We start from the raw sequence: 22,472 nt of genomic DNA, 5'->3' as shown, positions 1-22,472 counted from the left end.
CGATTTTTGCTAGAGAGCCGTGGAGACTGTGTCTCCAGCACCTCTAAGCTCGCGTGCTCGCTCGCGGGCTTCGGAGCATCAACCGACAGCGGGGGCAACGAGCGCCCCTATAGTTACGAGGGGCTTGATTCGCGGGGAGGGTGGCGTTGACGACTGAGGCGATCACGGTGATCGACCTGTTCGCAGGCGCAGGGGGGCTTGCTCAAGGGTTCAAGCAGGCCAGACTCGGCTACCAGACCGTGTTCGCGGTCGAGATAGATCCAGCTGCGGCAAGAACCTTCAAGCAGAACTTCGGGTGCCCGGTCTACGACGGGCCTATCGAGAAGGTCTCCGACGAGGACTACCCCAAGGCCGACGTGATCATCGGAGGCCCTCCCTGTCAGGGATTCAGCCCGCTTGGGCGTGATCGGGACGACGCCAGCCGAGCCGTGCTTAACGAGCTGTGGCAGCAGTACTTGAGAGCCGTACGGTTAGTAAGGCCAAAGGCGTTTGTGATCGAGAATGTACCGGAGTTTCAAAAGTCGGCTCAGTTCGCGCGTCTGCTGCAGCTCATGGAGACGGATAAGGAACTCAAGGACTACAAGTTCGGATACGGAGTCCTCAACGCGGCTGATTATGGGGTCCCGCAGAACAGGAGGCGGGGAATCTTCGTCGCCGTACGCGACGTCGAGGAGGTTCCCTGGCCTCCAGAACCGACCCACGGCCCGAACTCGCCTAATAACACACCTTATGTATCTCTAAGCGCCACTATTGCAGATCTACCCGACTATCCCGAGCGAACAGAAATAACGGTCGATGAGTCCGGCCGGCAGGACCTCCATATCCGCCGGACTCCGACACAGAAATCCCTAGAGCGATACCGTGCGATCCCTCCTGGCGGAAATCGCTTCGATCTCAGACGAAATCGGCCAGACCTGGAGCCTCGTTGCTGGGCTGATAAGGCGACGGGAACAACTGACGTCATGGGGCGGCTGTGGTGGGATCGTCCCAGTGTGACGATTCGGACCGAGTTCTACAAGCCGGAAAAAGGGCGCTACCTGCACCCCGTTCATGATCGCCCCATCACTCACCGCGAAGCCGCGAGGATCCAGTCTTTTCCGGACGACTTCGTGTTCGTGGGCTCGAAGATCGAGGTTGCCCGTCAGATCGGCAACGCGGTGCCACCCTTACTTGGCCAGAAGCTTGCCCAATTTGTATATGACCTGGCTTTTTCCTCCGGACGCCCGTAGTCGATTCGGGAGATATCAGGGGATTTTGTCGGAGTTGTGAACGCTCCCCTAGTCGCCTCGTGATGGCTTGAAGAGCTCGCGAAACATCGCGATGTAATCCTTGGCATCGCTTTTCTTGGGGAACCTCCTGATGACCATGGCCCCCAGCAGTAAGTAGGAAATCTTCTCGACGGTCTCGGGAATCGCGCACGCCAGGCCGACAACAAGAAGTGCCCATATGGATGGCGGTGCGCCTGATAAGAGGGACGTCAGGGAGTACCCCGCGACTCCCACAGTAGGTTGAATAGCCTTACGCGCTGCGCCGACTCGGCGTTTCAAACTCCCCGGCACGGAGTCATCATGGCTCTACACCACACCCTTCTCGCTGGATCTCGGAGACGGACAGTATTTTGCCATTGGGTGTCGAGGTTCTTGTAGCACGCCACTTTCGGCTCACGCCCGACCAAGTAGTGCTCCAAGGTGCCCCTTTCCTCCAATGGCATTACTCACATCATCCACAGCCACCCCCGCGACGCCGTGGATACGTTCAGCAGAATGACCTACCTGGAGGGTGGGCACAAGTGGTGTTCGCGAAATACGCCCTAGATACACCTTGTGGCATACAGCACCCTTAAATCGGTTGTTGGGGGTCGCATGCCCATTTTGTGCATCTTTGCCCCATGCGGCCGATCGTGAGTGGCGTCCGAATTACCATGTCTTGACATCTCTTGCGATGACCATCTAGTCTGCAGAGCAGGTGTTCCTCGAGAGCACTAAATGTTCTGCCCGGATGAGCTAGAAGCCTGAAGGCCGGACCGCCTAACTGGATTGCGTGACGCCACGACAACGAGCCATGTTTCTGGACGATAAGTCACCTGGCTCTCCGTAAGCGTGCCGCGACCCGAGTAGAAACTCCTCAGAGGCTGGGGAATCCGCTAGCCGTCTCGGACTTAAGGGCTAAGTGAATCATGGCAGTGTCAGGCGGAAACACTCACGGACGACAGCGTGTGGAACTCGCGCGGCTCGAAAAGTCACTCAAGGACGCTCTCGCCATTGTGCAGGCTGCTCAGGAGGAGTTGAAGCCGCAGGAGTGGTTGGAGACAGCAGCCAGAGTCGGGACTCATCTCGCCGAGTCCAGGGAGGCATTAGCCGAGGTACGTCAAGACCTACTTGGCGGCGCTCGAACGGCACTTCTTCTCTACTTCCGTAATCACCCGGGGGAAGCTCTATCGCCGCAGCAACTGGAGGGGGTCGCGGCGATTCGTGCGTGGGCGCGACGCATCAGGGAACTTCGCGAGGTCGGCTGGGACATCGAAACCCTGGGAGCAGGCGCCGGCGCCCCCTACCGCCTCAACGTGTCCCAGCTGGACGAAGCCGTCGCTTCAAGCGAGGAAACCATCGAGTCGATCGGCGGTGGAAGCCCTGCAGAGCGACTGATTGAGTATCTCCTTCACATCAGCCCTTGGCCGGCAAGCCCGCAACAGCTCGAACGTGTCGCCAAGACACCCACGTGGCGGCAGGAGGTCCGGGAGCTCATTGACCAGGGAGGGTGGCACATTCAGTCGCATGACGACGACCCCGATGTCCCGCCTGGTCACTATCGGCTCGTGAATCTTGAGGCTTAGGTCGAGTCCTACGCTTTTGTCTGCCCTCGCGGTTGGCGTAGGGTCCTAGGCCAACGAGTGTGCATTGGCAAGGAGAGCGAGTCTCAGTGGTCGATCCAGACGGTGACAAGTTCGCGGCCGGCTCCTCCGACTGGGCCGGCGCGGACAGCCCTGTCTCGCAGGTCGTCCTCCGACAGTCAGAAGCCTGCCTCCAGTCGTACAAGGCAAACCCTGCTCTGATTGAGGAGCACGCGAACATCGAGCGCTCCGTGAAGGAGGGTGGCTACGGCCACCGGCAGCTGTACGAGCTGATTCAGAACGGTGCCGACGAGCTCCGGGAAACGCCCAGCGGGCTCATTCATGTTGTCCTGACAGCGGACACGCTTTACTGCGCGAACCGCGGTAGGCCGATCACCCCATCCGGAGTTGGAACGATCCTGGCCTCGCACCTGTCGCGTAAGAAGGGTGCGGAGATCGGAAGATTCGGCCTCGGTTTCAAGTCTGTATTGAGCGTCTCCGATCAGCCTCAGTTCTTCAGCCGTAGCGGGTCCTTCGGTTGGTCCGCCAAGCTGTCTGCGCAGCGTATCCGGGAACGTGTTCCGGGAACGGGCCCCACTCCCGTGCTCCGCATCGCTCACCTTCTCGATGCTGAGGAGGAGCGCACCGCTGATAAGACGCTTGACGAACTAATGACCTGGGCCTCGACGGTGATCAAGCTTCCGCTGGCGACGCGTGACCACGCTACTCGCCTTGCTGAGGACCTCGAACTCTTTCCTGCGGTCTTTGCCGTCTTTTCCCCACATGCCGGTCAGGTGGTCCTGGAGAACAGACAGGCTTCCAAAGTCAGGGAGATCACCGTTAGCGGTGAAGGCTACCGTCGGTCGCTGAGAGTTCGTGAGAGTGATGGCGAGTACGTATCCGAAGAGTGGACGGTTTTCGAGAGCAGTTTTCAGCCCTCTGACGAAGCCTGGGCCGATGCCGGTGAGTATCGTAACCGCATCGAAGTGCCCATAGCGTGGGCAGTTCCGTCTTCCGGGTCTCGGGAACGGGAACTGGGGGAGTTCTGGGCATTCTTCCCCACTACGTATGCGACCACCCTCCGCGGAGTATTGAACGCCGCGTGGAAGACCAACGAGGATCGCCAACATCTTCTTGAAGGAAACCGCTTCAATGAAGCTTTGATGAGAGAGGCCGCTCGCCTCGTTGTGGCCTCGCTTCCCGCGCTTTCTACCCCGGAAGACCCGGCGCGGCCTCTGTCGCTCATGACGGCACGTGGACGAGAGACGCGGAACTGGGCAGACGCGATGCTTACCAATTGCGTCCACGAGGAGGCCACACGAAACCCCTCGCTGCCTGATCAGCTGGGTAGATTTCAGCGTCCGAGCGCGATCAAGATCCACCCTCGGGGCACAGCGTCAGATGACAGACGTTGGAAGACCTGGGTCGAGAGATGGGCTGGCTACCCCGGTCGTCCAACCAACTGGTGCCATCCCACCGTTGAGAGCACCGCGACCCGCCGAGCCCGCGCCGACTCGTTGATCGAGTCGGCCGGTGGCAGCGTGAGTGGCGTCCAGGAGTGGCTGGAGGCACTGGTCTCCGACGGAACCGCCGCGGCCTCGGCCGTCGCACTGTCCATCGTGGCGGAGATGGTCGCAGAGGGACATCCGTACGCGGAACAGGCACGGGAGTCGGCCATTCTCAGGACGGCAAAGGGAGAAATGGTTCCCCCACAGGGGGACCGCGTGTTCAGACGCACCTCCATGGACCCGTCCAGTGAAGTCACTGTGTACGTCGACTCCGAGTTGGAGAACGACTCCGCGACATCTCGATTCCTCGACATTCTCGGCATTCGTGAGGCCGACGCCTTCGGGCGCTTCGCTGCTGCCGTCTCCGGAGGGTTTGTCTCCTACCGGAACGCCGACTGGGATCGCTTCTGGCTACTCGCACGGCAGACCGGGGCGGAGCGGGCAGTGGAACACCTCACGAGCCAAGGCGTGAGCACACAACTCAAAGTCCGCAACCGCTCTGGGACATACAAGCGGCTGAGCCAGGTCCTTCTTCCCGGCGCCGTGATTCCTACCGGAAGTCCCGACGACGGTGACTTCGTGGTTGATGAGGACTTCCATCACGATGACATGAGGATGCTCCGCCTCCTCGGCATGTCCGACAGCCCCAGCGCCGGCGTGGATCCATCCTCCGCCTCCTGGTACGACGACTACCGGTCGAGCATGATTGAGCGGTACTACAAGGCTCTGCCGCCAGATGTCCGCAGGCCTCAGACCGGTAAGATCGTAGTTACAGGTCCCCATCCCGCCGGCCATTTGGGCCTGTTGTACGGCCTAACACCCGGTGCGCGTGCTCGTTACATCCAGCAGCTCCCTTCTGAAGGATTGGTGACGACCTGGACCGTCTACGCGCTGACTCGCTCGAATGAAGCCCCGCTGTCCATACCGTCGCCATTGGTATGGGTCATTGAACAAAACGGCAGACTGACCACCTCGATGGGAATTCGCCGCGTTGCCGACTGCGTAGGCCCGGCCTTGGAGGAGTACGCTCGCGTGCTACCGGTCGCCGACGTCGATCCAGGTCTAGCTCGTGCTCTGGGACTGCCCAACACGTTGGAGGCCATCAAGGGGGCTCTGTGGTTCTCCCTCTTGCAAGACGCACTTGCAAGTGAGAACCACATAGAGCTGGGCAGCTTCTACGCGGTTGCGGCGACGCAATTGAGCGCGCCTCCTAAAATTCGCTGCCAGCAGGGCTCTGAGTGGGTGTCCTCTCCTCCGGGGGAAGTGGTCGCCACTGCGGATCCCGTGCAGTACCGGCGTCTGCAAGCCGGTGGCATCGCCGCGATCCTGGTCCCGCAGTCAGACGATGTCGCAGTGCTCGTAGACGCGTGGGGGATGAAAACCTTTGACGAGGTCTACATCACCGAGTTGCGCGCGACCCGCCAGGGTGAGCCGACTCCCCTTGAAGACGTGTTTCCTCAGCTCAAGTTCGAGCCCGGGCGTCCTCTGCGAGGTCTCGCCCTCGTGCGGTGCGACGAGTTGGACCAGCTCGTCCGTACCCCGTCCGGCCAGACCTCGGAACCGGTAGAAATCGGCCGTCGTGAAGACACCATCTACTGGCACGATCGCGGGGACGATCTGGCCCTGCTGAGGGAGTTGAACCACCTACTCCGACTCGGGCTGTCGGAAGAGCGTTGCCGAGAGGTGCTTCGGCACCGTAAGGACGTCCAGCGAGACCAGCAGATTGTCAAGGTCCGGCAAATGCCGGATCTACGAGACAAGCTGGTGACCATGCTCGGTGGTGACGTGCTCCGTGAACGACTGCCGTATGGCCTGATCGATGCTGTCGAGTCCGAGGAAGGACCGATTGACGATCGGGGAATTGCCGAACTAGCGATGGCCGTTTACGGCCCCGGTGTGCTGCGTGAGTTCCGCCAGGAGTTGGAGGAAAAGGGCTTCCCAGTGCCAGTCCAGATGGCTGGCAGTCATCAGGCCAAGGCGTTTGTTTCCGATCTTGGATTTCCTGCGGAATATGCCGGGTTCCGGCAGCCAGGGCTTGAGCCCTTGCTGACTGTTCAGGGTCCTGCGGATTTCCCACCCCTCCACGAGTACCAAGAACTCATGGTCGGACGGATCTTGGAGGTGCTACAGAGCCGGCCGGCGCAACGAGGAATGGTTAGTCTCCCCACAGGGGCAGGCAAGACGCGGGTGGCCGTCGAGGCTCTCATCCGACGGCTACGGACGCTTCCACCTGAGGTTATCTCGGTTCCAGTCCTCTGGGTGGCTCAGACAGAGGAGTTGTGTGAGCAGGCCGTGCAGAACTGGCAGTCAATTTGGCGCCACATCGGCCCAGCACAGCAGCTAACGATCAGCAGGCTATGGAGCACGAACGAGGCTGACCCCGTCGTGGAGGGCTATCATCTCGTGGTCGCGACCGACGCCAAGCTAGAGAAGATAATCGAGGCCGATGAATACGCATGGTTACGACGAACTCAGGCCGTGATCGTCGATGAGGCTCACACGTCAATCAGTCCTCGTTACACGCAGGTGCTTGCTGCTCTGGGACTGACTCCGCACCGATCCCGCTGCCCGCTCATCGGATTGAGCGCGACGCCCTTCCGCGGAGCGAACACAGTAGAGACCGAACGTTTGGTTGCTCGCTACGGGAGGAACCGGCTCGATCACAATCGGGACGGCACCGAGATCCTGGGCCCTCAGCCGTACCGGACCTTACAGGAGCTCGGCGTGTTGGCTCGCGTCAGGCATGAGGAGCTGCCAGGCGCGACGCTCGACCTCACTGCTCGGGAGCGCGACACGCTGCAACAACTGCGTCGCCTTCCTCCTACGGCGGAGGAGCGACTGGGCCTTGACAGTGCCCGCAACAAAATTTTGATCGACAAGATTCTTGCCCTGCCGGATGACTGGCAGATCCTGCTCTTCGCCACTTCGGTCAACCATGCCCAGGCCATGGCGGCTCTTCTCAACCGCAGGGGGGTCACTGCCGCCGCGGTGTCAGGCGACACCGACCTTGGCCAGCGGCGATATGTCATCGATCAGTTCAAGAATCGGGGTATTCGAGTCCTCACCAACTACAACGTCCTCTCCCAAGGCTTCGACGCGCCTGCGACACGAGCGGTGATTGTAGCCCGCCCCACCTACAGCCCCAATGTGTATCAGCAGATGATCGGACGAGGGCTACGTGGACCTCTGAACGGGGGCAAGGATGAGTGCCTGATCATCAACGTCGCTGACAACATCGCGCAGTATGGCGAGGAGCTGGCGTTCCGCCAATTCGAATACCTGTGGAAGACCCAATGATCGATTCTGCGCACTGGACGGAGGCGCAGCAGCGGCTGATCGAGGAGCCGGCTTATGCTCGTCTCCTGGTGACGGCTCCTGCAGGTAGCGGCAAGACCTTTTCGCTCATTCACCGTCTTGCGTACCTCATCGACGAGGAAGGGCTGGAACCATCAGAACTTCTGGTCCTGAGCTTCTCCCGGGCAGCGGTCCGCGAGATAAGGAAGAGGCTCGTTGCGCTCGACAGTGCTGCCGCCCAGGTCGAAGTTCGAACATTTGACTCCTATGCGACCTGGCTCTTATCAGAGCTCAAACCGGATGGCCCTTGGCAACGCCTGAGCTTCGATCAACGCATCCGCGAGGCGACTCGGCTGATCAAGGAGAATCCGGAGGGAGCAGAGCAGATAGGTGAAGTTAGGCACCTGGTAGTGGACGAAGTCCAGGATCTGGTTGGCGTTCGAGCACAGCTCGTGCAGGCGCTTCTCGAGACCGATCTTGACGGCTTCACCCTGTTGGGTGATCCAGCCCAAGGCATATACGGCTTCCAACTCGACGATCCACAGGAGCGCTTGACCGGGGCGGCTCGGCTGTATCAGTACGTGCGCAGTAGCTTTGGAACCGAGCTTGAGGAGATTTCTCTCCGCGGCAACTTCCGTGCCCGCGAGCCAGAGGCCGAGGTAGCGCTCTCGTTCGGCGACGCGCTGGGTGCGGTCGACGCCCCCTTCGCCACCATCCAACGAGGGCTGCGGACCGCGCTTCTGGAAGGCGATTCCCTCGGTACGCTGGACCAGGCCGCACAGGTGCTGTCGCGAGTGGTGGTGCCGACCGCGGTGCTTTGCCGGTCAAACGATCAGGTTCTCCTGGTCTCACGGCGGCTTCACGCGCTTGGCGTGGCCCATCGGCTTCAACGCTCCGCTCAGGAGCAGGCAATTCCGTCGTGGGTTGCTGCGATCTTCCGCGAACTCGACTCCAAGCAGCCGACCAAGGACGATGTTCTGGCGGTGATCAGCAAGGCTGGCATGGAAGCGGAAGAAGGCTGGCAGATCCTACGCCGTATGGATCCGAATCGCCGTGGGGAGAAGCTCGACCTCACGACAGTCCGTAAGTGGTTGCTTGGCGGGGAGTTTCCTCAGCAGCCTCCAGAACGACTCGTGGTCTCGACCATCCATCGGGTTAAAGGCCTTGAGTTCGATCAGGTCGTTCTCGTTGATCCAGGTGACGCACCAGACGACGACCCTGTAGAGCAGGCCGAGCGTGCACGCCTGATGTATGTGGCGATGACTCGCCCCAGGGACCTGCTGATGTATGTGAAACCGGTCGGCAAACTATCCGCTGGTTATCTCAAACGGCAAAATGACGGCCGGTGGGCGGAACTGGGTTTCAAACCTGGGCGATATCTGGGCATGGAAATCCGTCCAGAGGACGTGAATGCGGAGGAACCTGCAGGTACGGTCGGCTATGTACAGGATCCCCGAGAGATCCAGAACTATCTGGCCACCAGGGTGCGGAGCGGTGATCTGGTCAGGTTCGTTGCGGCGCCTGAACGCGCCTCTGAAGAGGCTCCCCAATACATCGTGGAGCATGAGGGCCAACGAATCGGTGTGACCACCGCTTCTTTCGCCAGAGCGCTCTGGACGCTTGTTCCCGGCCAGGGCCGCCGGCTGCCTCCATCCATCGAGGACCTTCGGGTGGACGATGTGGAGACTGTTATCGGGCGGGAAGCGGCTGCCCTCAACGCGGGCCTTGGTTGGTCGGGTGTATGGCTTTGGCCACGAATCGGGGGATTGGGGCGTTTTGACTGGACTGGTGGGCAAGCGTGAGTTTCGACAAGCACTATGCGTTTCGGCAGGAACTGGTTTCCAGGCTGGAACAAGACCTGATCGGACCTAGCGGCTCCTTAAGCGAGACGATCACTGACCCGCCGATCACCAAGTACGCGGCCGGTATCCTCTTTCCTCAGTCCCAGGACGTGGTAGCCGACGTCAATGCCTTGGACGAGGAGCCAGAGAACAAGCACCCGGGCGAGGCGCCCGACCCGGCCATCACTATGGCCAACATCCGGTACCCCTCCTCGATGGGAATGACCTTCTCAGTTGATCTCAAGGCAGCGGACAGGATCCTCGTCGATGTGGAGGCCGCACGTTATGTGCCCGAGACGACTCTTGAAGAGAGTCGTAGGCGCACCGGTACTCTCGCAGAGGGTTCCTGGCGGCGTGAGCCCCTCTCGATCGCGCCTCAAATAATCAGGGTCTCGGCCGCGTTTGAGGACCAGATACCACTTGCGGACCATCTGGAACTGTTCGTTCGTGTGAGGCCTGCGGATTCCAAAATGGTTGCGGCCGTCACATTGGCGCTTGTGAACAAGCATCGATCGGCGGCGAAAACCGCTGACCGAGATGTTATGGCCTTCTTTCAACCTCGAATCACAGTCAGAGGGGCCGACGGTTCTGCTCCTTTCGTGGAACGCCCATCAACAGGATTGGCGACCGATGCGGACGAGGAACTCAACTCCTACCGACTTCTCTACCAGTATGCGCCGACGTTCGCTACAGGCCACGGATGCGCTGTGGAATGGCAACCTTCCGAAGTTGCAATCAATGATATGAATTCGGTTACTTCGACCGGCTGGATACGCACGACCTTCGTTCCGAAACACGATCTTCGGCTGGCTGACTCCAACCCAACCATCGACGTTCGCCGACTTGGAATGCATCATCTGGCAACGTCATCTGATGCCGAGGTTGTTTCCGCCTTGAAGGCGCTCACGGCCGGCTATCGGCAGTGGATCAGGTTAAGGGCCGCTCAGGCTGAAGGCATCGCCACCGAGAGCCTCCGTAAGACCGCTAGGGAGCACTTGGACAGGTGCAACGCAGCTTGCGATCGCATGGAGAGGGGGATCGAACTTCTCGCAGACACTGCAGACCCGATCCCTATGGAGGCATTTCGTCTCGCCAATCAAGCGATGGCCATGCAGCGATCTCGGACGGAGTGGCTGAGGTCATCTGCACGGAAGAGTGCGTCTCCTAACGATAAAGAAGGCGTATGGCGGCCTTTTCAGATAGCCTTCATTCTCCTGTCGCTGCGTGGTCTGGCTGAGCGGGAGTCCGCCGATCGTGACATCGCCGACGTGCTGTGGTTTCCCACGGGTGGTGGCAAGACGGAGGCTTACCTGGGCCTGATCGCTTTCTCGACGTTCCTGAGGCGACTGCGTGATCCGAAACACGGTGGTGGCGTTACTGTTCTCATGCGCTATACGCTCCGCCTGCTCACGGTTCAGCAGTTCGAACGTGCGGCTCTCCTCATGTGTTGTATGGAGCGGCTCCGTCGGGATCGAACTGACCGCCTGGGGTGGAGTGAGATTTCCATCGGTATGTGGGTGGGTCGCGGTTCCACTCCAAATACTCTGGACGAAGCGGGACGGTCGCTTCGAAAGCTGGCGAAGAATGAAGTGGTGCAGGAAGAGAACCCTGTCCAGCTTCGATCCTGCAGCTGGTGTGGGACTGCCCTCGATCACTACAACTACAAGGTTTCGGACGACCGTCTGGTCATTGCCTGTGGTACGTCGGGTTGTGACTTTGCTGACGGCCTTCCGATCCATGTGGTAGACGAGGTCATCTACGCTGCCCGGCCCACACTGATCATCGCGACGGCGGACAAGTTTGCCGGGCTGCCTTGGAAACCGGAGATTGGGCACCTCTTCAATCACTTCAGTGCCGAGCCTCCTCCTGAATTGATCATCCAAGACGAGCTGCACCTCATTTCCGGTCCTTTGGGCACTCTGGCCGGCCTCTACGAGACGGCAATCGACGTCGTCGGCTGTCGCCCGAAGGTGGTAGCGTCGACGGCCACCATCCGCCGTGCGGTGCACCAGGGACGTGCGCTGTTCGATCGCCAGGTTGCGCAGTTTCCACCGCCTGGACTCGACGCTCGTGACTCCTATTTCTCGGTCGAGACGGCGCCGTCCCGGAAGGCGAGCAGGCTGTATGTGGGCCTCATGGCGCCGGCGACCAGCCAAGCCAGTTTGATGGTACGGACCTACGCCGCGCTTCTTCACCATGCCCAGGCGATAGAAGGGGACGACGCAGTTCGAGATGCGTATTGGACGCTCCTCGGATACTTCAACAGTCTGCGGGTCCTCGGTGGCGCCAAGCTTCAGATTCAGGACGACGTCAATGACCGCCTCGATCTGTTGAGTGTGGGGTTACATCAGAGGCGACGTGACATCGGCCGTGATATCGAGCTGACCAGTCGGGAGCCGTCAAGTGCTATACCGGGCCACCTCCAGGACATGGCCACCCCCCTACCTGACGCTCTCGGTGTGATCCTCGCCACGAATATGATCTCCGTGGGGGTCGACGTCGATCGGCTGGGCTTGATGGTCATGATGGGCCAGCCTCAGTCCACCTCGGAATACATCCAGGCCACCAGCCGTGTCGGACGAAAGTGGCCAGGCCTGGTGGTTACTCTGTTCAACGCAGCCAGATCTAGGGACCGCTCGCACTACGAGAACTTCACCGCCTACCACTCAGCCCTGTATCGCCAGGTTGAAGCGACAAGCGTGACGCCGTTCTCCGCCCGCGCCCGTGACCGTGGCCTGCACGCGGTCGTCGTCAGCTTGGCGCGCCTACTGATTCCCATGGCGCGTCCCAAAGAGGCGGCCGCGCTTATTGCCGAGTTTGAGGAAGACCTGCGGAAGCACTGCGATCAGATTCTGGCTCGCGTGGAGAGGACTGCCGGGCAAACCGAGCGCGACATGACGGCCAAACAGATCGACGAGATCATTGCACGGTGGCGAGAGGCGGCGGAGGCGGACCCGGAACTGAAGTACGGCACCTACCGGCAGCCCGGGCTCCTCGTGGATGCCGGCCGGTGGGACGAGTCAGACGATCAGCTGGCTTATTCCTTCGAGACCCTCTGGAGTCTGCGGGATGTGGACGTTGAGTCCACCCTCTACCTGAACAGGGGAACACGGTGAAGGGGAAGCCCATCGGGGGCGTACGCCGCGCCCAACTCATCACTACCTATGGGGTCGGCTCCTTGATCGCGGTCGGCAGCGAGTCTTTCATGGTCGCCGGACTCGACCTCTGGCCTGAGCTCGGTCCCTACGATCAAATCATCCACGAACGACGGCTTGAGAGGGAACTTGGAGTCAAGAGGTTCCGCCTCCCTCCAGCGTCCGACAGCGAAAAGTACGGTGACATCCCGGTCGTCCGGTTCCCGGAGATTCTGTCCTGCCCGAGCTGTAATCGGCTCGCCCAGGCTCGGTTCTTCGGCGCTACGCGCAGTCCGGCGAAGTGCCAGAAATGTATTCGTGAGCTAGTACCATCCAGGTTCGTCGTGTGCTGCGCCGCTGGTCATATCGACGACTTTCCCTACTATCGCTGGTTGCACAAGGGCGGTGGTTCGTCTGCTAGCGATGGGCTCAAGCATGAGCTGAAACTGAAAGCGTCGGGACGCAGTGCATCGCTCGGGGACATCGAAATCTCATGCGCCTGTGGCGTCCGCCCAGTCACGATGGAGGGCGCCCTTAGCAAGGGTGCTTTGAGTGGGATCAGTTCATGCACGGGCAGGCGCCCATGGCTGGGCGACGTTCCGCAGGAGGAATGCCAGGAGCTTCCACGAGCGATGCAGCGAGGTGCGTCAGGGGTCTGGTTTTCCGACGTCCGCTCCGCACTGTCCATCCCTCCGTGGTCAGAAGGCGTTCAGAAGCTTGTGGAGCGTAACTGGAACTCGCTTAGGAGGGCTGCTGACCTTCGCGATCGCATCGAAGAGCTTGAACTGGCGAATCGCATGTACAGCGTTGAGCAGATTATTCAGGCCGTAGAGAGGCGCCGTCAGGACGAGGCAGGTCACACGGACACCTCCGAGGAGGCCTTGAAATCCGAGGAGTACCAGGCACTTAACAGGACCACTGAGGAAAAGCCCGAGAAGCAGGACTTTGTCTGCGTACCATGGTACGACGATTCGGTCGGTACGGAATTGGCTATCGATCAGGTCATGAGGGTGAAGCGGTTGAGGGAGGTTCGGGTGCTTCGGGGATTCAGTCGTCTGGCTGCCCCCAGCTCCGCGAATCCGCGTCAACGGGCGTCGCTCTACGCGGCGGAGAGTCGTCCCGACTGGTTGCCGGCGATCGAAGTCATCGGCGAAGGGGTCTTCTTGCGCCTGGATGGCGCTCGGCTTGTAGAATGGGAAAAACGTTCAGATGTTCTGGCGCGTGTCGCGCCGATGGATGCAGCGTACCAAAAGCGATTCACACGCTTTGGTCTACCGCCGGATCGCGAGATCACGCCTCGCCTGGTTATGATTCACACTCTTACTCATGCAGTCATCAACGAGTGGAGTCTCGACTCCGGCTACCCTGCTGCCTCCTTGCGTGAGCGCCTCTACGTATCGGATGAGATGTCGGGGTTCCTTATCTATACGGCCACTAGCGACTCGGCCGGCAGTCTCGGTGGGATTGTTGCGCAAGTGGAATCGGGTAGGCTTGCAACTTCCATCCGTACTGCACTCGAAAGGACCTCGTGGTGCTCGGCGGATCCCCTGTGCATTGAGTCAGACAGTAGCGGCACCGATAACTTGAATCGTGCGGCTTGTCATTCGTGCGTACTGCTTCCTGAGACCAGTTGTGAGGAGTTCAACGCCCTTCTTGATCGTGCCCTTCTGGTTGGGGTACGAGATAATCCAGCTTTGGGCTTTTTTGCAGAGGTATGAAGCTAGTAGCGGCTAAAGGCTTTTGATCGGGGATGCCGCTTAACAGCACGCGATGACCAAAGTGCTGCCAGTCCATGTCAAAGGAAGTGCCTTATGGTTTCGCATGTATGCCCCGACTGGGGCGATGAAGATGGAGGTGGCGTAAAGTACTGTTGTGAAATGATCTATGAGGACGGCGAATTCACTTGCAGTAGTTGTGGAGAGCCTCTCTAGCTAACAGATCGTCCTGCACAGCGCGAGTTCCTGCTGCGCTGGGGCAGGCTGCGAGCCTACTCTCGCCCGTTTTCGCAGTATTCGATGCCATGAGTGCTCGAAGTTCACCGGCGCTCACAATCTCGACTCGTCCGTGGCGAGGTGCACAGTTGTGGGGAGGGAGGTGTTCGCAGCGCTAACAATGCGGGTGAATCACAAGGTGCCCGCGGACGGTGTCCGCCTGTCGCGGGCTGGAGCTTCAGGATCGTAGCTTTCTGCATTGCACCTGTCACCGGCCTGGCCGAAGGTATGCGCCGTGCATGCCCGCCTGTAATCAGCAGTCCGGCTCAACGGTTGCCCGGGAAGTGCGCTAAAGCTCCAGCTCGGACCAGTTGATGGTGACGGGAATGGGGTTAGCGAGGACGGGCGGGTCGCCCGGCTCGTCCTTCATGAAGGTCTCGATGTGCTTGTACAGCGTGGAGGCGTGGTCGAGCCGATAGCGTTCGATGACCGACACCCCGGTGCCGTCGAGCCGGACGATCCAGTAGTGCTCGACCCCGGCCTTCGCGTATTCGCCGAACTTGTCGGTGGTGTCCTGCGTCTCCGATCCGGGGGACACGATCTCCACGACGAGTAGGGCATGCTCGGCCCGGAGCCGCTCACCTCGCTCCCGATCAAGGCAGCGGTAGAGGACGACGTCCGGTCGTCGGTTGAGCAGCGGCACGTCGCGCAGCCGTAGGTCCACGTCGGTGTTGACCGTCAGGCATCCGTGCCCCCGGCCCATCGCGGCCTTGGCCTCCCGCTCGATCAGGTTCGCGAGCCTACGGGCCGCCGTCTGGTGCTCGGGGCTCGGCGCCTCGCAGTAGACCACGTAGCCGTCAACGATCTCGATGGCCCGGCAGATCTCCTCCGGCAGGGCCTCGTACTCCTCGGCCGTAACCCGGGAGGGCTGCGGGCGGAGGTGGTGCAGCCAGCTGTCGTCGGGCAGAGCCGTCATCCCGCCATCTCCCATGGTGTTCGTCACGACCTCGGGCCCAGTTTAGGGCGCGGCTCGCAGCAGAGTTCGATTCTGCACAGCGGCCATGCCCACCCGATGCGCTGGGAACTTGAGCAGTCGCTTAAATCGGCCTACTCTCGGTTTTGAGCGATCGCTCAAGACGCTGGAGGGCGCATGGCGCGGTTCGTGTATGTGGAGTGCTTGGTCCGGGCCGACATGGAGGCCTTGTGGGAGCGGACGCAGCGGCCTGAGCTGCATCAGCGGTGGGATTTGCGGTTCACAGAGATCGATTACCTGCCGCGTGCCGACGGCGAGCCGCAGCGGTTCCGGTATGCCTTCCGGCTCCTGCCCGGGCTGGTCATCACCGGGGCCGGCGTCACGGCCGGGGACCGTCACGACACCGACGACAGGACGTCGGCGTTGCGGTTCGCCTCCGGCCATCCGATCTCGCTGATCCGCTCCGGTTCCGGCTACTGGCGGTACGTCCAGACCCCCGACGGCGTCCGCTTCATCACGCGGTACGGCTACCGCCCCGGCTGGGGCAGGGCCGTCGACCTCCTTTTCCGGCCGCTCATCGGGTGGGCGACGGCCTGGTCCTTCGACCGGCTCCGCCTCTGGCTGGAGACAGGCCAGACGCCCGAGCGCTCCCTGTGGCAGGCCCTCGCCGAGCTCTGCCTGCGCACCCTCACGACCGCCATCGCCATCACGACCACCCCGGCCGCCGTCGCCTGCCTGATCGGAGTGGCGGCGGTCCTGCTGCCGCCGCTGCCGTCGACCCCGGCGGCCCGCCGATGCCTGCGCCGCCCGCCCGACCGGCAGACGGCACAACCCCCGCACACCCTCATGGAGACCCGATGACCTCGATCTTCCAACGTGCCCTGGGCGCCGACTTCGCCCGCCTGCACCCGCAACTGCAACGCCGTTTCGGCGTCAACGTCGCCGACGGGCAGGCCTGCGTCGGCACGGGGGTGATGGAGCAGATCTGGCACGCCGGGTTCACCCGGCCGTTCCTGGCCCTCGGCGGCACCCGCAACATCCTGATCCCCGAGCAGGGCCGGCAGGTGCCGTTCACGATCGAGAACTACCCGTACGTCGACTCGTACGGGCGGGAGACGGTCAGCTTCGTCCGCACCTTCGACCTGCCGCGAAAACGGCGGCGGTTCGACGCGCAGATGGTGTACGACCCCGCCAGAGGCATCGTCGACTACCTGGGCTCGCACCAGCACCTCGCCGTGGACCTGGATCTCCAGGTGGACGAGCGCGGGGGCATGGTCATCCGGTCCGGCGGGTTCCGCTTCCACGAGGGCTGGTTCTCGTGCAGGCTGCCCAAAGCGGCCACGGGAACGGCCGTCGTCAGGGAGTCGTACGACGACGAGGCAGGGGAGTTCCGCGTCGGGGTGACGGTTTCGCACTCCAGGCTGGGGCCGATGTTCGGCTACTGGGGCGCGTTCCGGGCCCGCTACGTCGACGTCACCGAGCACGGCGTGCCCGCCGTCATCAAGCCGCGGCGCGAAGAGGCACGCATATGAATCCGGGCTCGATCTTCGAACGTGCCCTGGGCAACGACTTCGCCCGCATGCACCCGCAGCTGCAGCGCCGCTATGACCTGAGCGCCGCGAACGGCCGGGCCTGCGTCGGCACGGGGGTGATGACGCACGTCTGGCACGCGGGCTTCACCCGGCCGTTCCTCCTCCTCGGCGCGCTGCGCAACATCCTGGTCCCCGAGCAGGGCCGGCAGGTGCCGTTCACCATCGAGAACTACCCGTACGTCGACTCCCACGGCCGGGAGGCCTTCACCTTCGTGCGCAGCTTCGACCTGTCCGGCCGGCGACGACGGTTCGACGCCACGATGGTGTACGACCCCACGAGGAACGGCATCCTCGAGTACGTCGGCTCGCACCAGCACCTGTCCGTGGACCTGGATCTGCGGGTGGACGAGCGCGGCGGGCTGGTCTTCCGCACCGGCGGCTTCCGGCTGCACGAGGGGTGGCTCTCGTGCCGCCTCCCGAAGGCCGTCACCGGAAACGCCCTGGTGCGGGAGTCGTACGACGACGAGGCGGGGGAGTTCCGCATTGAGGTGACGGTCTCCCACTCCAGGCTGGGCCCGTTCTTCGGCTACTCGGGCGCCTTCCAGGTCGGCTACGTCGACGTCGCACAGCACGGCGTGCCCGCTACGGTGATGCCGCGGCGCGAAGAGGTACGCCGCTGAGGGAGGGGACGATGGGCGACACCCGGACGAGGCTGCTCGACGGCGCGCTGGAGACCTTGCGCACCCAGGGCATCGCCAAGGCCTCGGCGCGGGCCATCGCCTCGGCCGCCGGGGTCAACCAGGCGCTCGTCTTCTACCACTTCGGCAGCGTCGACGAGCTGCTCGCGGCGGCCCTGCGGTACGGCTCGGAGCAGCGGGTGGCCGTCTACCGGGAGCGGTTCGCGTCCGTGACCTCATTGAAGGAGCTGCTCGACCTCGGCCGTTCCCTGCACACCGAGGAGCGCGCCGCGGGGAATCTGGCCGTGCTCGCCCAGATGCTCGCGGGGAGTCAGGCGGATGAGCGGCTCGCCCCCGCCACCGCCGGAGGGCTCGCCCTGTGGGTCGCCGAGGTGGAGGACGTGCTGCGACGGGTGCTGACCGGCAGCCCGCTCGCGGAGTTCGTGGACGTCGCCGGGCTCGCCCGCGCCACCGCCGCCGCCTTCGTCGGCCTCGAACTGTACGACGGCGTCGACAAGGACGGCGCGGAGCGGGCGTTCGACAGCCTGGAGCAGCTCGCCGGCCTGGTCGCCGTCCTGGAGGACATGGGCCCGATCGTCCGCCGCACCGTACGCTCCCGCCTCCGCAAGGCCAACGGCGCTTGACGAGCCGGAACCGCTTGAGTAGTGCCTGTCCCTGGTCAGAGCCCGGTGCGGTACGCCTCAAGGCGGTCGGCCAGTTCCCTCGGGTGCCCGAGCATCGGACAGTGATCACCAGGCATTTCGTCCGGCTGGAAACTGAGACGCTCGGTGACGATCCCGCGCATGAACTCGGCTGGGAAGAAGCGGTCGCCGGCGGCCAGCAGGAACCTGGTCGGCACGTCCGGCCAGGATGCCAGCGGCCACGGCGTGCCGAATGGGGTAGGCGCCTGGTGCCGCTGGTGTCGGGCTACGAACTCGGCGGCCAGGTCTGCCGGGGTGTCGTGCAGCACGAGGGAAAGCGTGTCCTCCTCCGTGCCACCCGGGGCGCCTCGGCGCCGGTCGGCTTCCTCCCGTGCCGCCCAGTAGCCGGTGTTGCCCCACCATTCGCCGGGCGATTCGCCGGGAGCCGAGATCTGAGCCTGGAGCATCACGAGCAGGTCGGCAGGCACCCGGTCACACACCAGCGGGCCGGTGAACCCACCGAACGAGTGGGCGACGACGACCAGATCGGTGCGCCCGCCGATCGCCTCGACCACCGTGTCCGCGTACTCCGCGAGCCCGGCCGACTCCTGATCACAGGGCAGGTCCGGCGCCACCACATCGTGGCCCCGGTCTCGCAGGGCGGCCGAGAGCGGTCCCCAATACCAGGAATCGACCGCCGCGGCGTGGATCAACACGTAAGTCGCCATTAGACAGAATCCTCTCGAGTTGTCGATCTACTTGTACGGCGTACCGTACGCTCCCGCCTCCGCAAGGCCGGCTCCGCAGAGAAGTGAGTCAGCGCAGCGGCGGGACGGCGTTGCGGGCGCGTTCCAGGGCGAGGGCGGGCCACCACGTGCCGCCGACGGGGTCCACCTGGTGGTGCACCGGATCCTCCGGCCCGGGACCGCCCCGCAGGCACCGGCCGTTGGACTCTCCGGGGTGGCGGATCCACAGGAACGCGTCGGCCAGCTTGTCGCCGGTGTCGGTGGTCGGGCGCAGGCCGATGCCCCGCCCCGGAGGGTTGCACCACAACTGGGGGTCGGCGTACTTCCCCTCGGGCACCTCCCACGTGCCCTTGCCGTTGCGGCTGGTGTCGATGACGAAATGGGGCAGCGGCGCCCTGGCCGGCACGGCGTCGATCTCGGCGTCCGCGCAGGTGCCGCCGCCGTCGGTGGCCAGCAGATGGACGCAGCGGGAGAGTCTGTTCCCGTACCAGAGGAGGTCTTCGGTCGCCTGGAAGTCCGAGCTGTTCAGGTAGAAGCCGTCGGCCCGCCCCACCCCGGCGTTCACCAGCCGGTCGGCCATCTCAGCGAAGTCGGGCCAGCCCAGGATGCCGCCGTCGAGATAGACGGCCGTGTGCGGGAGCGCCCCCAGGCGGTCCACCGCGTAGCCGAGCTCACGGTAACGCTCGGCCATCCCCGCCTTCCCGCCCGGCGGGCAGTCGTCGGTGCCGGGCAGCTCGGCGAGGCTGTTCGGTTCGAGCACGACCACCGCCCGGCCCGCGCCGATGCCGGCCGCGACCTGGTCGATCCAGTCCTGGTACGCCCGCTCGTCCGGCGCGCCCCGATCGGAACAGTCGAGCAGCGGGATGTTGTCCGTGAGGAACACCGGTACGGCATCGTGGGCCGCGGCGAGCCGCATCGTGGACGTGACCGTGTTCCCGACCTCAGTGATCGAGCCGTTCAGGTTCACCGAGTGCGGCACCGCGGCCAGCGCGCGCATCAGCGCGGCATCGGCCTTCCTGCCCTGCGCCTCCCAGACGTCCGCCTGGCGCCGCGGGTCGGGCTCCTGCTTGTACGCGAACCGTACGCCGGGCTCACGCAGCGGATTGCCGCCGGAGCCGGCGACGGAGGCGGACGGGAGCGCGGCGGCCGCAGAGGTCACGGAGGCCGCCGGGGTGGCGGACGAGGTGGCGGACGAGCCGGACGTGGCCGGGCCCGACGAGGTGCCGACCCAGGCTGCGGTCACCGCCGCGACCAGCGCAAGCGCGCCCGCCCCGGTCCCGATCACCAGGCCGCGGCGCCGCCCCCCGGTCCCGGGCAGGGTGACGACGGACGGCGTCGTCGAACCGGTGAGCGCGTCGAGGATCTCCTGTACGGTCGGCCGTCGCGCCGGATCTTTGGCCAGGGCGCGGGCGACGAGCGTGCCCAGCGGCCCGTCGAGGCCGGTCAGGTCGGGCGTCCCGTTGACGATTCGGTTGAGCACGACGGGGAGCGATCCGTGGCCGAAGGGGGCGTGGCCCGTGCCCGCGTAGGTGATCGTGCTCGCCCAGGCGAAGACGTCCGAGGCGGGCGTGAGGGGGCCGCCCTCGAACTGCTCCGGGGACATGAACGAGGGCGTGCCGACCACCGCGCTGCTCATGTGTCCGGCCATGTCGGTCAGGTGGGCGACGCCGAAGTCGATGACCTTGGGTCCGATGGGGGAGAGCAGGACGTTGCCGGGCTTCAGGTCGCGGTGGATGATCCCGGCGGCGTGGATGGCGCGCAGGGCGGTGGCGATGCTGACCGCGAGCCCGTCCAGGTTCGAGCCGCGTAGTGGTCCGTCTCGTTCGACGGCCTCGCGGAGGGTCGGCCCGGGCACGTACTCGGTGACCAGATAGACGGTCTCGCCGTCCATCTGGGCGTCCAGGACGGCGGCGGTGCAGAAACGGGCGACCCGTTTGGCCGCCTCCACTTCGCGCCGGAACCGGCGGCGGAAGCCGGGGTCGGCGGCGATCGTGTGGTGGAGCAGCTTGACCGCCACGTGAGTGCCGTCCGGCGCCTCGCCCAGGTAGACGGTGCCCATCCCGCCCTGACCCAGCCTGCGCAGCAGCCGGTACGGCCCCACCTGGGCCGGGTCACCCGCCCGCAGGGCGGACTCGTGCCGCCCCGGTAAGCCCCCCGCCTCGCTGCCGCCGTTCACATCGCCCCCGCTGTGATGTCCGGAAGGTCAGGTCCCTACGGATCTTATTGAGCGCCGCCGGGCGCGGCCATGGCCGGACACGTGCCATCACGGTCCCGCGAGGAGGAACGCCGGCCGTCCCGGGAACTGTCTTCAGCCGACCCTGACGACGTACTTGCCCCGCACCCCGCCCGCCTCCAGCGCTCGATGTGCCGCCGCCGTCTCCTCCAGCGGGAAGCACGTGTCCACCGCAGGGCGCAGTCTCCCCTCCGCCACCTCGCGGGCGAGGTCGTCGAAGAGCGCCCGTCTGGGGTTGCCGCTGAAGAAGCGCACCCGGCCGCGCCCGTGTACGGCGCTGGCGGCGATGTAGCCGAGTGAGGCGGCGAGCCGTGTCAGGTCGAAGGCGATGGTGACCATGCGCCCGCCGGGCGACAGCAGGCGCCGCAAGGCCCGCAGGTCGGTGCCGACGGTGTCGAGGACCACGTCGAACGAGCCCAGTTCCTCCGGCGGGACGGTCCGGTGGTCGACGGCGTGGTGGGCGCCGAGCGTACGGACGAAGTCGAGGTTGGCGGCGCGGGCCAGGGCCGTGACCTCGGCGCCATAGGCCCGGCCGAGCTGGACGGCGGCGTTGCCGACCCCGCCCGCCGCCCCGCGTACGAGCAGTCGTTCGCCGGGGCGCAGTCCGGCCTTGTCGCGCAGCGCCGTGATGGCCGTGGTCGCCACCGGCAGCGCGGCGGCCTCCACGAGATCCAGCCCGTCCGGGACGCGGCCGAGCCGCTCGGCCCGGACGGTCACATATTCGGCGGCGGTGCCGAATCCGGTGCGGCCCACGATGCCCCACACCCGGTCGCCGACCGCGACGTCCGTCGTGCCGTAGCCGAGCGCGGCGACCTCGCCGGTGAGGTCCAGCCCCACGCGTTGCGGGAACCTCCGCCCGGTCAGGAGACGGAGGCTGCCGGAGCGGGCCGCCAGCTCACCGCCGTTGACGCTGAACGCGCGCACCCGCACGAGCACCTCGCCGGGCGCCGGTTCGGGGCGTGGCACCCGGCCCACGTACAGCACCTCGGGGCCGCCGTAGCGGTCGAAAAGCACTGCTCTCATCATGCGGTCGTCCATCGTTCTCACCTTCGTCACCAGTGGACGTGTGGGGGATCCGGCCCGAGCGTAGGCTCACAAGCGGACGGCATCGTCCGTTTACACCGGAAGTGAG

14 protein-coding genes are annotated in these 22,472 nt (G+C 64.0%); 10 read left to right on the top strand and 4 right to left on the bottom strand.

Annotated features, from left to right (window positions below):
• Positions 1-146: 146 nt before the first annotated feature.
• The 6 genes from AAH991_RS24840 to drmB all read left to right on the top strand — a co-directional run bounded on the left by AAH991_RS24840 (position 147) and on the right by drmB (position 14,325).
• Positions 147-1,229 (top strand): DNA cytosine methyltransferase, encoded by a 1,083-nt coding sequence (locus tag AAH991_RS24840; protein ID WP_428834018.1) that lies wholly within the window; start codon positions 147-149, stop codon positions 1,227-1,229.
• A 986-nt stretch (positions 1,230-2,215) separates the two neighbouring features.
• A complete protein-coding gene (locus tag AAH991_RS24835; RefSeq protein WP_346228307.1) occupies positions 2,216-2,833 on the top strand; it encodes a KpnI family restriction enzyme N-terminal domain-containing protein in 618 nt (205 codons plus the stop codon).
• A gap of 86 nt (positions 2,834-2,919) precedes the next feature.
• Positions 2,920-7,635, top strand: coding sequence for a DEAD/DEAH box helicase (locus AAH991_RS24830; RefSeq protein ID WP_346228306.1), 4,716 nt, complete (start codon positions 2,920-2,922; stop codon positions 7,633-7,635).
• Entirely contained in the window at positions 7,632-9,434 is a 1,803-nt protein-coding gene (locus AAH991_RS24825) for a UvrD-helicase domain-containing protein (RefSeq protein ID WP_346228305.1), read from the top strand. The genes AAH991_RS24830 and AAH991_RS24825 overlap by 4 nt, the downstream gene beginning before the upstream one ends.
• Positions 9,431-12,589, top strand: coding sequence for a helicase-related protein (locus AAH991_RS24820; RefSeq protein WP_346228304.1), 3,159 nt, complete (start codon positions 9,431-9,433; stop codon positions 12,587-12,589). Before AAH991_RS24825 ends, AAH991_RS24820 begins: the two co-directional genes overlap by 4 nt.
• The gene (gene drmB / locus AAH991_RS24815) at positions 12,586-14,325 is read left to right on the top strand and encodes a DrmB family protein (protein WP_346228303.1); all 1,740 of its coding nucleotides are present in this window, start codon (positions 12,586-12,588) and stop codon (positions 14,323-14,325) included. Before AAH991_RS24820 ends, drmB begins: the two co-directional genes overlap by 4 nt.
• 562 nt (positions 14,326-14,887) lie before the next feature.
• Here the strand turns inward: drmB and AAH991_RS24810 are convergent.
• A complete protein-coding gene (locus AAH991_RS24810; RefSeq protein ID WP_346228302.1) occupies positions 14,888-15,514 on the bottom strand; it encodes a Uma2 family endonuclease in 627 nt (208 codons plus the stop codon).
• A gap of 174 nt (positions 15,515-15,688) precedes the next feature.
• Between AAH991_RS24810 and AAH991_RS24805 the strand changes: the two genes are divergently transcribed.
• Genes AAH991_RS24805 through AAH991_RS24790 form a run of 4 tightly spaced genes read left to right on the top strand, consistent with a single transcriptional unit; the run spans position 15,689 to position 18,364 of the window.
• Positions 15,689-16,372 carry a hypothetical protein gene (locus AAH991_RS24805; RefSeq protein WP_346228301.1) on the top strand — a complete coding sequence of 228 codons (684 nt, stop codon included), beginning with the start codon at positions 15,689-15,691 and terminating at the stop codon, positions 16,370-16,372.
• A complete protein-coding gene (locus AAH991_RS24800; protein WP_346228300.1) occupies positions 16,369-17,043 on the top strand; it encodes a DUF4166 domain-containing protein in 675 nt (224 codons plus the stop codon). The genes AAH991_RS24805 and AAH991_RS24800 overlap by 4 nt, the downstream gene beginning before the upstream one ends.
• Positions 17,040-17,723 (top strand): DUF4166 domain-containing protein, encoded by a 684-nt coding sequence (locus tag AAH991_RS24795; protein ID WP_346228299.1) that lies wholly within the window; start codon positions 17,040-17,042, stop codon positions 17,721-17,723. The genes AAH991_RS24800 and AAH991_RS24795 overlap by 4 nt, the downstream gene beginning before the upstream one ends.
• A gap of 11 nt (positions 17,724-17,734) precedes the next feature.
• Entirely contained in the window at positions 17,735-18,364 is a 630-nt protein-coding gene (locus tag AAH991_RS24790; protein WP_346228298.1) for a TetR family transcriptional regulator, read from the top strand.
• 35 nt (positions 18,365-18,399) lie between these two features.
• Here AAH991_RS24790 and AAH991_RS24785 read toward each other — a convergent pair whose 3' ends face one another.
• The 3 genes from AAH991_RS24785 to AAH991_RS24775 form a co-directional block, all read right to left on the bottom strand.
• Positions 18,400-19,089 carry an alpha/beta hydrolase gene (locus tag AAH991_RS24785; protein ID WP_346228297.1) on the bottom strand — a complete coding sequence of 230 codons (690 nt, stop codon included), beginning with the start codon at positions 19,087-19,089 and terminating at the stop codon, positions 18,400-18,402.
• An 88-nt stretch (positions 19,090-19,177) separates the two neighbouring features.
• Positions 19,178-21,283 carry a glycoside hydrolase family 6 protein gene (locus AAH991_RS24780; RefSeq protein ID WP_346228296.1) on the bottom strand — a complete coding sequence of 702 codons (2,106 nt, stop codon included), beginning with the start codon at positions 21,281-21,283 and terminating at the stop codon, positions 19,178-19,180.
• 132 nt (positions 21,284-21,415) lie between these two features.
• Positions 21,416-22,378, bottom strand: a complete 963-nt coding sequence (locus AAH991_RS24775) for an NAD(P)-dependent alcohol dehydrogenase (protein ID WP_346228295.1) — start codon at positions 22,376-22,378, stop codon at positions 21,416-21,418.
• Between the last annotated feature and the right edge of the window lie 94 nt (positions 22,379-22,472).

This window comes from Microbispora sp. ZYX-F-249, assembly GCF_039649665.1.
GTDB lineage: Bacteria > Actinomycetota > Actinomycetes > Streptosporangiales > Streptosporangiaceae > Microbispora > Microbispora maris.
The sequence above is the reverse complement of the archived record's forward strand: the minus strand, read 5'-3'. Positions and strand labels throughout refer to the sequence as shown.